The sequence below is a fragment of the Pseudomonas berkeleyensis genome, assembly GCF_014109765.1.
In the GTDB taxonomy this organism is placed as follows: Bacteria; Pseudomonadota; Gammaproteobacteria; order Pseudomonadales; family Pseudomonadaceae; genus Aquipseudomonas; species Aquipseudomonas berkeleyensis.
In genome coordinates this window covers 5,307,361-5,319,431 of sequence record NZ_CP059139.1, presented here as the reverse complement: position 1 = coordinate 5,319,431, position 12,071 = coordinate 5,307,361, and the positions used below count along the sequence as shown (strand labels likewise).

The following is a 12,071-nucleotide window of genomic DNA, read 5'->3' as shown; positions in this document are numbered from 1 at the left end:
GGCGCATCTGTTTCGGAGTATAACCAGCGGGCAGTTGCGCAAAGGTTCGTGGCGGCAGTTGTCCTGTGACCAGGTTCACACTTGACCGTATTGCTGGCCGTGACGCAACCAGCGTTCCAATAATGGAGCCACATGTTGTGGCCAATGTTCCAAAAGTGCCTGCGCTGCATCGCGAACGGCGGGTAGCAGATCGGCGTCGCGCATCAGATCCGCCACCTTGAACTGCAGCAGACCGGTCTGCCGGGTGCCGAGCATTTCGCCCGGGCCACGCAGTTCCAGATCCTTCTCGGCGATGACGAAACCATCGGTGGTCTCACGCATGATCGCCAGGCGTTCTCGCCCCAGTTGCGACAGCGGCGCGTGGTAGAGCAGCACGCAATGGCTGGCTGCACTGCCCCGGCCGACACGTCCGCGTAGCTGGTGCAACTGCGCCAGGCCAAGGCGCTCGGGGTTCTCGATGATCATCAGGCTGGCGTTGGGCACGTCAACGCCGACTTCGATCACCGTGGTGGCCACCAGCAATTGCAGATGGCCTTGCTTGAATTCGTCCATCACCGCGGCTTTTTCGGCCGGCTTCATGCGTCCGTGAATCAGACCGACGCGCAGCTCGCCGAGTGCCGCCGAGAGCTCCTCGAAGCTGGTTTCCGCTGCCTGGCAGGTGAGCTCTTCGGATTCTTCGATCAAGGTGCACACCCAGTAGGCCTGGCGGCCCTGCTGGCAGGCATTGCGCACGCGCTCGACCACCTCATCGCGGCGGCTGTCGGCGATCACCAGGGTGTTCACCGGCGTACGGCCGGGTGGCAGCTCGTCGAGGATCGAGGTATCCAGGTCGGCGTAGGCGCTCATCGCCAGGGTGCGCGGGATGGGCGTGGCGGTCATGATCAACTGGTGCGGGCAGAGGCGGCCGTCGATGCCCTTCTGGCGCAGAGCCAGGCGCTGCTGGACGCCGAAGCGGTGCTGCTCGTCGATGATCACCAGCGCCAGGCGCTTGAATTTCACCTCGTCCTGAAACAGCGCATGGGTGCCGACCACCATCGGGCAGCCGCCAGCGATCTGTTCCAAGGCCGCCGAGCGCGCTTTGCCCTTGAGCTTGCCGGCCAGCCAGGCGACGTCCAGGCCGAGTGGCGCCAGCCATTTGCTGAAGTTGAGGAAATGCTGCTCGGCGAGGATTTCAGTCGGTGCCATCAAAGCCACCTGATAACCCGCTTCCAGTGCCTGCAGGGCGGCCAGGGCGGCGACCACCGTCTTGCCGGCGCCGACGTCGCCTTGTACCAGGCGCAGCATGGGTTCGCTTTGCGCCAGGTCGTAGGCGATCTCGGCACCGACCCGTTGCTGCGCACCAGTGGGGGCGAAGCCAAGGTTCTGCAGATACAGCTGCGGCAGTTTCTTGGCCGCAGGCAGGGCTGGGGCCTGCTGCCGGCGTACCTGCTCACGCAGGCGTTGCAGGGACAACTGGTGCGTCAGCAGTTCTTCGAAAGCCAGACGATGCTGGGCCCAGTGGCGGCCTTCGGCGAGCTCTTCGACATCGGCATCCGGCGGTGGCCGATGCAGGTAGCGGATCGCTTCGTCCAGTGGGGCCAGGCGATAGTCGCGGGCCAGCTCACTTGGCAGCCAGTCCGGCAGGCTATGGGGCCCGAGGCGCGCCAACGCCTGCTGGCTGAGTTGGCGCAGGCGCTGCTGGGTCAGCCCTTCGGTGGTCGGATAGATGGGCGTCAGACTCTGCTCCACCGGTGCCGGTTCGTCGCCACTCTGTGCGCGGTATTCCGGGTGGTAGATTTCCAGGCCCGTGGCGCCAGGGCGTATTTCGCCATAACAGCGCAGCGCCGTGCCGCGTTTGAGGCCTTCCTTCTGCGCCTGACTGAAGTGGAAGAAACGCAGGCTCAGCGTGCCGCTGCCATCCTGCAGGCGCACCAGCAGGCTGCGGCGCCGGCCCATGACCACGTCGGCACCAGCAACGATACCTTCGACCACTGCATCCTGGCCCGGACGCAGGGCGCCGATGGGGGTGATGCGGGTGCGATCCTGGTAGCGCAGCGGCAGGTGAAAGAGAACGTCCTGCAGGCTTTCCAGGCCGACCTTGGCCAGTTTTTCCGCCAGCGCCGCCCCCACGCCCTTGAGCGTGGTAACGGGAACGTTGGCCAGTTCGGTCACGCCTGTTCTCAGGCGCTCTTGGCCTGGGGACGGGCCACCGAGCATAAGCGAATGGAGTCGGCCAGCACCTCGATGGCGTTGGGCCGCGGGAAGCTGGCGCGCCAGGCGATGGCCACGGTGCGGAAGGGCACCGGTGCGCTGAGCGGACGGACTTCGATCACGCCGGGTGCGTAGTGGTGGCTGTCCACCGCCGAGAACGGCAGGATCGACACGCCCAGGCCGGAAGCGACCATGTGGCGGATGGTTTCCAGCGAGCTGGACTCCACCGTGGTGTGCTTGCCGTGGTCGTCGCCGCCCTTGCGCAGGGTCGGGCAGGCTTCCAGCACCTGGTCGCGGAAGCAGTGGCCTTCGCCGAGCAGCAGCAGGCTCTTGTCGTTGAGCAGCTTGGTATCGATGGTTTCCATCGCCGCCCAGGGGTGGCCGGCTGGCAGCAGGGCGTAGAAGGGCTCGTCGTACAGCGGCTTGGTCAGGACATCGGCCTCCTGGAACGGCAGGGCGATGATGATGGCGTCCAACTCACCGGTACGCAGCTTGTCGCGCAGGATATGGGTGAAGTTTTCCTCGATGTACAGCGGCATGTCCGGTGCGACCCGGTGCAACTGCGGAATCAGGTGCGGGAACAGGTAGGGGCCAACGGTGTAGATGGCGCCGATCTTCAGCGGTGCGGCCAGCTGGTTCTTGCCGGCCTGGGCCAGCTCACGGATGCCCTGAGCCTGCTCCAGCACCTTCTGCGCCTGGGTGACGATGCCCTCGCCGACCGGGGTCAGGCGTACCGCGCTCTTGCTGCGTTCGAAGATCAGTACGCCAAGCTCGTCTTCCAGCTTCTTCACGCCGACGGACAGGGTCGGCTGGCTGACGTGACAGCGTTCGGCGGCGCGGCCGAAATGCTGCTCCTGGGCAAGGGTGACGATGTAACGCAGTTCGGTGAGGGTCATAGTCTTTTTCCATTGAACTGCCACAAGCATAGCGGGTGTAGTCAATGGAACCAAGCGCCCGCGGCTCTGCACCGAGGGCACTTGTTTTCAGCGTTGTTCCAGCGAGTAGACAAAAGGCGCGACGATTTCCAGCGTGCCATTCTTCAGCAACTCGGCTGGTGGCTTGGGCAGCGGTTGGGCGCGGCGGATGGTCTGCAGCGTGGCGCGATCCAGCGATGCGCTGCCGGTCTTGCCCACCAGCTCGTAGGACAACACCATGCCGTTGCCGTCGATCACGAAGCGCAGCCGATTGGTGCCCTTCAGGCCACGGCGCCGTGCATCCTCCGGGTAGCGCTTGTAGCGCGCCAGATGATTGAACAACTCGCTCTGCCAGGTGCGCTCGGCGGCGCTGGGAACACTGGGCGCGGCCAGTTGCGGTGCAGCCGGCTTGTTCTCGCTGGGCGTTTCATTGGCCGGGGCGACGCTTTCCTTGACGCTCTCGGTTTCCTGCGGCTTGGGCGGAACCGGCTCAGGCGGTTTCGGCTTGGGGGGCTGAGGTTTGGGCTGCGGCTTGGGTTTGGGCGGCAGGGCGATCTTCGCCTTGGGCGCTTCGGCCAGCTTGGGCAGCGGCTCCGGTTCCGGCTGCACCTGCGGCGGCGGCGGAGGTGCCGGGGCAGGCGCCGGTGCTGGCAGCGGCTCCAGTTCGATCATCATGGCGGCGGGCGGCAGTTCCAGCGGTTCTGCCTTGACCGTCCAGTACATCGCCCAGAGTCCGATCGCCACATGCAGGCCGAGGATCACCAGCAGACTGATGCCCCAGCCGGACAACTTGCGTACGTTGGCCATCAGTTACCGACCGTCTCCAGACCTACCAGGCCGACTTTCAGATAGCCCGCGCTGCGCAGGGCATCCATCACTTCCATCAGACGGCCGTACTCGACCTTCTTGTCGCCACGGACGAAGATGGTCTTGTCCTTGTCGGACTGGGTCAGCTTGTCCAGGGTGGCGCCGAGCTGTTCGTCGCTGATCGCGTCGTTGTCCAGGTACAGACTGAGGTCTTCCTTGATGCTGACGTAGATCGGCTTGTCCGGGCGCGGTGCGGGCTTGGCGGTGGAGGCGGGCAGGTCCACCTTGATGTCCACCGTTGCCAGTGGTGCGGCGACCATGAAGATGATCAGCAGCACCAGCATCACGTCGATGAAGGGCGTGACGTTGATCTCGTGGCTTTCCTGCAGCTCATCGCTATCGTGCAGATGGATGCCCATGACTTACCCCACCTTGACCATGTGCGGAGCCTGACGCTCAGAGGGCAGGTGGTCGAGGTCACGGCTGACCAGCAGCAGTACCTGGGCCGAAGCGTCCGCTACCTGCGCCTTGTAGCCGGCAATGGAGCGGGCGAAGACGTTGTAGATGACCACGGCCGGAATTGCCGCGACCAGACCCAGGGCGGTGGCCAGCAGGGCTTCGGCGATGCCGGGAGCGACGACAGCGAGGTTGGTGGTCTGCGATTTGGCGATGCCGATGAAGCTGTTCATGATGCCCCAAACGGTGCCGAACAGACCGACGAAGGGCGCGGTAGAGCCGATGGTGGCGAGCACGCCGGTACCCTGGCTCATCTGCCGGCCGCTGGCAGCGACCAGGCGCTCGAGGCGGAAGCTGACGCGCTCCTTGAGGCCGTCGGCTTCACGCACGCTGCCGGTCAGTTTCACTTCTTCGAGGGCGTCCTGCACCAGGCGATGGGAAATGCACGCTTCGCCATCCATGCTGTTGCCGGCATCCTTGAGCGTACGCGCGGCCTTCAGCACCGGCATCTCGCGACGCAGGCGACGCTTGGCGGCGAGCAGTTCGATGCTTTTGGCCAGCCAGATGGTCCAGGTCAGAACCGAGGCCAGCAGCAGGCCGATCATGACCGACTTCACCACCACGTCGGCACTCTGATACATACCCCACGGCGACAGGTCATGGCCGGCCAGGGCTTCGCTCATTTCGGCTTCTTCGAGTGCCGTCTCGGGCAGCGCTGGGGCGATTTCGGTCTGCTCCGCCGGGGTAACGGTGGCGTTGCTGCTGGCCTCGCTGGTGGTCGGCGGCGTGGCGGTAGCGGTGGGGGGGGCTTCATCGGCGACTGCGGAAGTGGCCAGGGTCAGACCGAGCAGCAGGGTGGCCAGCAGGCGCAGGGGAGAGACATCGCGGATTACGGACTTCATGAGACGGTCCTGAGATAGAGGGAAATGTGCCGGTAGGGCGATGCGAGTGCATCACCCTGATAACTGTTGAGATTCATTATTGTTTGAGAATGTAACATATAACTATTTTTCGCGTCACGCCGCTAATCCGATCCCTCTTGTCGCCGTGGTTGGCGATAATCGCGTCGTGCCCTTTGCTGAGTCTTTCCGGAGCCTTCGATGACAGTCTCTCCCACACTTCTGGTCGCCGGTTGCGGCGATGTTGGTAGCCGCCTTGCCCTGCAGATGCATCGACTGGGTTGGACAGTGCACGGCCTGCGCCGTAATACCAGCGCCTTGCCTGAAGGGATTCTGCCGCTGGCTGGCGATCTGCAGGCCGATGCCTGTCCGGCAGCCTGGCCTGTGGGGGCGGTGGATTATGTGGTTTACGCCGCCGCTGCGACGCAGCATGACGAGGCCGGTTATCGGGCGGCATACGTCGAGGGATTGCAGCGTGTACTGGGCTGGCTGGCGCAGCACGGGCAGCGCCCGAAGCGCCTGTTGTTCACTTCCAGTAGCGGCGTTTATGGCCAGCAGGAGGGTGAATGGATCGACGAAGACTCGCCTGCCGAAGCGCAGAGCTATTCGGCGGTCATCATGCGTGAGGCTGAGCGTGTGGCTCTGGACAGTGGCTTACCGGCAACCACGGTGCGCCTGACCGGCCTCTATGGCCCAGGGCGCGAGTGGTTGCTGGGGCAGGTGCGGGGAGGCTACCGGGTCAGCGAGGCGCCGCCACTCTATGGCAACCGCATCCACGTCGATGATGCCGCCGGCTTGCTTGCAGCCCTGCTGCAGGCTGACGCACGAGGCGAGACCCTGGCCGACTGCTATCTGGGCGTGGACGACGAGCCGGCGCCACTGCACGAGGTGGTGGGCTGGCTGCGTGGGCAGTTGGGCGTCACGCACTGGAGTGACGAGCAGCGCGTTCGTCGCGCCGGCAGCAAGCGTTGCCGCAACGCCCGCGCCCGTGCGCTGGGCTGGGCGCCGCAGTATCCCAGTTACCGTGAAGGCTACGCGGCGATCCTGGCGGATCGCTGAGCCGCTGCCGAGATGGATGCCAATCGCCTTCTGGCCAAGCCTTGGTTGCCGGGAATCGAGCTGTTCCACGCCGACTTTTCCGGCCAGCCGTTCGGGCGTCACAGTCACGATGCATTTGCCGTTGGGGCGATCGTGCAGGGTGTGGGTGGCTACCAGTGCCGCGGTCAGCGCCACGCGTTGCCAGCGGGAACCCTCTCGCTGATGAATCCCGAGGAGCCGCACACCGGGCACGCCGAGTCGCCACGGCTGATCTACCGCATGCTCTACGTCGAGGAGTCGCGGTTGCCTGCTCTGCTTGGGCGCAAGAGCCTGCCCAGTGGCTTTCGCACGCTCAACCCCCACGATGACGGGCGCGTGGCGGCGGGATTGGCGCGTCTGGCCGGTCAGTTCGAAGGGGGCGATGCGCTGGCGCTGGAGAGTGAACTGCTGGCACTGCTGGAACTGGTGTTCGTGCGTCACGGCGGCTTGCGCGAGGCACGTCCAACGGCGCGTGACGGCGGTGCCACGGCCCAGCTGCGCGACTACCTGGAGGCGCATTACGCCGAGGCCGTCAGCCTGGAGCATCTGGCCGCTCTGGTACAGCGTCACCCGCGCCATCTGATCGAGGCCTTCCGCCGCGCCTATGGCGTGCCGCCGCACACCTATCTGCTGCAATGCCGGGTACGTGAAGCCAAGCGCAGGCTGTTGGAGGGGCGAGCCCTCACCGAGGTGGCGCTGGATCTGGGGTTCTACGACCAGGCGCATTTCAGTGGCGTATTTCGCCGCTTCACCGGCGTCACGCCGGGGCGTTTCCGCACCTTGGCCCAGGGGTGAGACCGCAGTGCTGCAGGACGAAATCGCGGCGTTGCTCCAGGCTGTCCGGTGGCACGTCGATGAGCTGATAGCCGAAGTCCGCATAGACCTCCCGCATCACCTCGGCGGTTCGCTCGGCCTCGGTAGCATCCTGGCGACGCTCGGCATCATTGCAGTAGATCTGCGGCCAGTGCGGCAGCAGGAACACCTGCGGTTGGTAACGTAGCTGGCGTGCCGCTAGCAGCAGGTGGCGGGCTACCGGCAGGCCGCTCAGGCGCAGGTAGCCGATCACGTCCACCAGGCCGCGATCGAAGAATACCGGCCCCCTCAGCGCCAGTGCCTGACGATGGGCACGCAGTTCCCAGGCCAGCATCAGTTCGGCGAACAGCAGCGGTTCTCGCCAGGGCAGGCCATGGCCGTCGATGATCTGTTGATCGCGGATGATTGCCCGCCCGGCTTCTTCGACGACGTTGTGACCGGTTTGCGCCAACGCCGCCAGCAAACTGCTTTTGCCGCTGCCGGGGCCGCCGGTCAGTACATGGAATGGCGGAAGTTGCATCACTGGTACCTCTGAGTTTTTTCCAATACACCGGCTCCCGCCTTGCCGACACTGCCTCCGCCAAACGGAGGTGTCATGTTCGCGTTGTTTCTGCTGGTGGCCGGTACCCATTTCGCAGCCCTGCTCTCGCCGGGGCCGGATTTCTTCCTGTTGATTCGCACTGCACTGGCCAAGGGGCGGCGTCAGGCGGATGGCTGTGCCTGGGGCATCGCCCTGGCCAATCTGCTGAGCATGTTGCTGGTGCTGTTCGTGCTGGGCTTGTTGCCGGGCGAAGGCGGCTGGCTGTGGCGTGGAGTGCAGGCGCTTGGCGGGTTTTACTTCGTCTGGATCGGCGCGCAGGCGCTGGCCTCCCGGCGCGATCTGGCGCTGCCGCAGGGCGATCAGGTTCTGCTGGGAAGCCGGTGGCGGGGGTTACGCCAGGGTGTGCTGGCCAGCAGCCTCAATCCCAAGCTGCCGCTGTTCTATGCAGGGCTGTTCGGCGTGTTGCGTGAGGCGGCGATGCCGGGCTGGGGATTGGGGCTGGTGATGGCGTGGATGACCCTGGTGGTGCTGTTCTGGGATCTGGCCCTGGTGCGCCTGCTCGATCAGCCGCGCTGGCGCACCTGGCTGCAGCATCGGGTGCGCTGGCTGGATCGTGGCTGTGGTGCGTTGCTACTGATCCTGGGCTTGTGGCTGTTGCTCGGCGTCTGGTGAGCCTTGTCAGGCTCGTCTCAACGACGTTTCAGCAACCAGCGCTGAGGGCCGGGTTGATATTGGGGCATCTCGTCGAACTGAGCGCGATTCTGCGCTTCGAAGATACGCAGCTGGTTGCCCTCATGGATGAACAGCCAGGGTTGGCCTTGATCGCCCAGCTGCAGCCACAGGCTGTCATGCTCACCGCTCATGGCGGCGCAGTCGCCGGCCAGGCACAGCGCATAGCGTTCGGCGCCCGGTAGGCCCTGCACCTCGCCAGTGGGGACGAAGCGCACCAGGCCGCCCTGGCCGAGACCTTCTTCGATCAGCCAGTCACCGCCCAGGTAACTGCGGTACAGCGCCTGTTCGAAGCTGCTGCCCAGCGGCAACTTCTCGCCTGTCTGGGGCACGCGGACGAATTGCTGCTCAGGCCAGTAATCGCTGGCAACCTGGGTCAGCTTTGCGCCTTGCAGTTGCAACTGCTCCTTGTAGTCGCCGTAGAAGGTGACTTGCCAGCGACCCTCGTCGAGCGCTTGCAGGCGCCCTTCGGCCAGCTCGAAGCCGTTGCTGTAGTCGGCCTGCTGGCGCTGCGGATCGACCTGCCACTCCAAGTTCGGCCCATAGGCGGTCAGTGCTTCGCGCAGGCGACCGCTTTCGACAGCGGCATCGATGGCTGCCTGGTTGATCCAGGTGCCGCTCGGGTCATTGTTCGGCGTGCTGGCGCAGCCAGTGAGCAGGGCGCCGCATAGCAGCAGGGGAAGCAGACGCATGGCGATCTCCATGCTGGAGGAGGGAGAGCGGGGCAGTGCCCCGCCCGAACGGCTTACTCGATGACCAGGATGGCGTCCATTTCCACCTGCGCGCCACGCGGCAGGGCGGCAACGCCGATGGCAGCACGAGCCGGATAGGGCTGTTCGAAGTAGCGGCCCATGACCTCGTTGACCTTGGCGAAGTGCGAGAGGTCGGTGAGGAAGATGTTCAGCTTAACGATGTCCTTGAACGAACCGCCGGCGGCTTCTGCCACGGCCTTGAGGTTTTCGAACACCTGCACGGTCTGGGCTTCGAAACCCTCGACCAGCTCCATGCTCACCGGATCCAGCGGAATTTGACCGGACATGTAGACGGTGTTGCCGGCCTTGATCGCCTGGGAGTAGGTGCCGATGGCGGCGGGGGCCTTGTCGCTGGTGATGACGGTCTTGCTCATGAATCGCTCCTTGTGAGAACTGACTGGGTCGAGCACCCAGCCTACAGGCTACAAATAGGGGAATTGTGTCAGGCGCGTACTCGGGTGATACGCATCACGCCCTTGAGGGCGCGCAGTTTCTTGATCACGCGAGCCAGGTGCACGCGGTCATGTACGCTGACCACTAACTGCACCACGCTGATACGGCCGTCGCGTTCGTCCATGCTGATCTTCTCGATGTTGCCATCGGCGGCATTGACGCTGCTGGCCAGCAGCGCGATCAGGCCGCGCTGGTGTTCAAGCTCGACGCGCAGTTCGACGTTGAATTCGCCGGTAACGTCCTTGGCCCAGTTGAGCTGGATGCATTTTTCCGGGTTGTGGCGGATGTCGACGATGTTCCGGCAGCTTTCCATGTGCACCACCATGCCCTTGCCAGCGGACAGGTAGCCGACAATGGGGTCGCCCGGGATCGGCGTGCAGCACTTGGCGTAGCTCATCACCAGGCCTTCGGTGCCGCGAATCGCCAGCGGCCCTTCGCTGCTTGGCAGAGCATCGTCGCCGCTCTCGGCCAGCAGGCGGCGAGCCACGACGTAGGCCATGCGATTGCCCAGGCCGATGTCTTCGAGCAGATCCTCGATGACCTCCTGGCGGTATTCGCCCAGCACCGTTTGAATACGCTCGGGGGAAATCTTTTCCAGGTGCGTGTCGAAGCTGGCCAATACCTTGTTCAGCAGGCGTTCGCCGAGGTTGATGGATTCGGAGCGGCGTTGCTGCTTGAGGGCGTGGCGGATGTGCGTGCGCGCCTTGCCGGTAACCACGAAATTGAGCCAGGCCGGATTGGGACGGGCCCCCGGTGCGGTGACGATTTCCACGGTCGAGCCGCTTTCCAGGGCCTGCGACAGTGGCGCCAGGCGGCGGTTGATGCGGCAGGCGATGCAGGTGTTGCCGACGTCGGTGTGCACCGCGTAGGCGAAGTCGACCGCGGTGGAGCCTTTGGGCAGCTCCATGATGCGGCCCTTGGGCGTGAACACGTAGACCTCGTCCGGGAACAGGTCGATCTTCACGCTCTCGATGAATTCCAGCGAGTTGCCGGCGCGTTGCTGCAGTTCCAGCACACCCTTGACCCATTGGCGCGCGCGGGCGTGGTTGCCCTTCGGTACTTCGTCCTCGTTGGATTTGTACAGCCAGTGCGCGGCGATACCGTTGTTGGCCATCTCTTCCATTTCGCGGGTGCGGATCTGGATCTCGATGGGCACGCCGTGCATGCCGAACAGCGTGGTGTGCAGCGACTGGTAGCCGTTGGCCTTGGGAATCGCGATGTAATCCTTGAAGCGCCCGGGCAGTGGCTTGTACAGGTTGTGCACGGCGCCGAGTACGCGGTAGCAGGTGTCGACCTTGTCGACGATGATGCGGAAGGCGTAGACGTCCATGATCTCGTTGAACGCCTTACGTTTGCCGCGCATCTTCTGGTAGATGCTGTAGAGGTGTTTCTCGCGACCGATCACTTCGCCTTCCATGCCCTCGCGTTGCAGGCACATCTGGATCGATTCTTCGATCTTGGCGACGATTTCCTTGCGGTTGCCCCGAGCGCGGCGCACAGCGGCGCGAATGCGCTCGGAGCGCATCGGGTGCATGGCCTTGAAGCCCAGGTCTTCGAACTCCACGCGCATGTTGTGCATGCCCAGCCGGTTGGCGATGGGGGCGTAGATTTCCAGGGTTTCCTTAGCGATGCGCCGGCTCTTCTCGTGCGGCATGGCATCGAGGGTGCGCATGTTGTGCAGGCGGTCGGCGAGCTTGACCAGGATCACGCGGATGTCGCGGGCCATGGCCATGGCCATCTTCTGGAAGTTCTCGGCCTGCGCCTCGGCCTTGGTCTCGAAGTTCATCTGGGTCAGTTTGCTGACCCCGTCGACCAGTTCGGCCACGGTTTCGCCGAACTGCGCGTTGAGCGCTTCCTTGGCGATGCCGGTGTCTTCGATGACGTCGTGCAGCATGGCGGCCATCAGGCTCTGATGATCCATGTGCATTTCGGCGAGGATGCTGGCCACCGCCAGCGGATGGGTCACGTAGGCTTCGCCACTGCGGCGGCGTTGGCCATCGTGCGCCTGTTCGGCGTAGAAGTAGGCTCGGCGAACTAGGTTGACCTGGTCATGGCCGAGGTAGGCCGAAAGTCGGTCGGCGAGAGCGTCTATGCCAGCCATGGGAGACTCTCCCGTTGGCAGCTGTGGCCCTGCGCCGTGCGACTTCGACCCGGCATCATCGACTTACAGAGGCTCGTTGGCCTCTTCCTCGAAGGCAGCGAACAGCGGTTCTTCTTCGACGATGTCTTCCTGGGCGACGACTTCATAGTCCACCAGGCCAGCGGCGATTTCGCGCAGGGCTACTACGGTGGGCTTGTCGTTTTCCCAAGCCACTTTCGGCTCTTTGCCGCCGGTGGCCAGCTGGCGCGAACGCTTGGTCGCGAGCATGACCAGTTCGAAGCGGTTATCAACGTTGTCCAGGCAATCTTCGACGGTAACGCGAGCCATGGTGTTCCTCGT

At 64.4% G+C, this 12,071-nt stretch carries 13 protein-coding genes; 3 read left to right on the top strand and 10 right to left on the bottom strand.

All coding sequences use genetic code 11. The features are described 5' to 3' along the window. Positions 1–75 precede the first annotated feature (75 nt). From recG to exbB, 5 genes are all read right to left on the bottom strand, one after another. The gene (gene recG / locus HS968_RS24815; RefSeq protein ID WP_182369154.1) at positions 76–2,151 is read right to left on the bottom strand and encodes an ATP-dependent DNA helicase RecG; all 2,076 of its coding nucleotides are present in this window, start codon (positions 2,149–2,151) and stop codon (positions 76–78) included. 8 nt (positions 2,152–2,159) lie between these two features. Beyond that, positions 2,160–3,086, bottom strand: a complete 927-nt coding sequence (locus HS968_RS24810) for a hydrogen peroxide-inducible genes activator (protein WP_119693975.1) — start codon at positions 3,084–3,086, stop codon at positions 2,160–2,162. A gap of 87 nt (positions 3,087–3,173) precedes the next feature. After that, a complete protein-coding gene (locus tag HS968_RS24805; protein WP_106738195.1) occupies positions 3,174–3,911 on the bottom strand; it encodes an energy transducer TonB in 738 nt (245 codons plus the stop codon). Continuing rightward, complete coding sequence (exbD, locus tag HS968_RS24800) at positions 3,911–4,330, bottom strand: TonB system transport protein ExbD (protein ID WP_106738196.1); 420 nt, start codon at positions 4,328–4,330, stop codon at positions 3,911–3,913. Before exbD ends, HS968_RS24805 begins: the two co-directional genes overlap by 1 nt. A gap of 3 nt (positions 4,331–4,333) precedes the next feature. Further along, positions 4,334–5,269 carry a tonB-system energizer ExbB gene (gene exbB, locus HS968_RS24795; RefSeq protein ID WP_182369153.1) on the bottom strand — a complete coding sequence of 312 codons (936 nt, stop codon included), beginning with the start codon at positions 5,267–5,269 and terminating at the stop codon, positions 4,334–4,336. Positions 5,270–5,467: 198 nt separating this feature from the next. On the opposite strand from exbB, the gene HS968_RS24790 reads away from it, so the two are divergent. Together HS968_RS24790 and HS968_RS24785 are read left to right on the top strand one after the other, a co-directional pair. Further along, the gene (locus HS968_RS24790; protein WP_182369152.1) at positions 5,468–6,325 is read left to right on the top strand and encodes an NAD-dependent epimerase/dehydratase family protein; all 858 of its coding nucleotides are present in this window, start codon (positions 5,468–5,470) and stop codon (positions 6,323–6,325) included. A 12-nt stretch (positions 6,326–6,337) separates the two neighbouring features. Beyond that, complete coding sequence (locus tag HS968_RS24785) at positions 6,338–7,138, top strand: helix-turn-helix domain-containing protein (RefSeq protein ID WP_182369151.1); 801 nt, start codon at positions 6,338–6,340, stop codon at positions 7,136–7,138. On the opposite strand, the gene HS968_RS24780 is transcribed toward HS968_RS24785, so the two are convergent. After that, entirely contained in the window at positions 7,101–7,676 is a 576-nt protein-coding gene (locus tag HS968_RS24780; protein WP_182369150.1) for an AAA family ATPase, read from the bottom strand. The genes HS968_RS24785 and HS968_RS24780 overlap by 38 nt on opposite strands. Before the next feature lie 75 nt (positions 7,677–7,751). Between HS968_RS24780 and HS968_RS24775 the strand changes: the two genes are divergently transcribed. Beyond that, complete coding sequence (locus HS968_RS24775; protein WP_182369148.1) at positions 7,752–8,369, top strand: LysE family translocator; 618 nt, start codon at positions 7,752–7,754, stop codon at positions 8,367–8,369. Between the two features lie 17 nt (positions 8,370–8,386). Here HS968_RS24775 and HS968_RS24770 read toward each other — a convergent pair whose 3' ends face one another. From HS968_RS24770 to rpoZ, 4 genes are all read right to left on the bottom strand, one after another. Continuing rightward, positions 8,387–9,118, bottom strand: coding sequence for a hypothetical protein (locus tag HS968_RS24770; RefSeq protein ID WP_182369146.1), 732 nt, complete (start codon positions 9,116–9,118; stop codon positions 8,387–8,389). A gap of 53 nt (positions 9,119–9,171) precedes the next feature. Next, entirely contained in the window at positions 9,172–9,552 is a 381-nt protein-coding gene (locus HS968_RS24765) for a RidA family protein (RefSeq protein ID WP_013717760.1), read from the bottom strand. A 68-nt stretch (positions 9,553–9,620) separates the two neighbouring features. Further along, a complete protein-coding gene (gene spoT, locus HS968_RS24760) occupies positions 9,621–11,732 on the bottom strand; it encodes a bifunctional GTP diphosphokinase/guanosine-3',5'-bis pyrophosphate 3'-pyrophosphohydrolase (protein WP_119693981.1) in 2,112 nt (703 codons plus the stop codon). Between the two features lie 63 nt (positions 11,733–11,795). Further along, positions 11,796–12,059 (bottom strand): DNA-directed RNA polymerase subunit omega, encoded by a 264-nt coding sequence (gene rpoZ, locus HS968_RS24755; RefSeq protein WP_003242550.1) that lies wholly within the window; start codon positions 12,057–12,059, stop codon positions 11,796–11,798. Between the last annotated feature and the right edge of the window lie 12 nt (positions 12,060–12,071).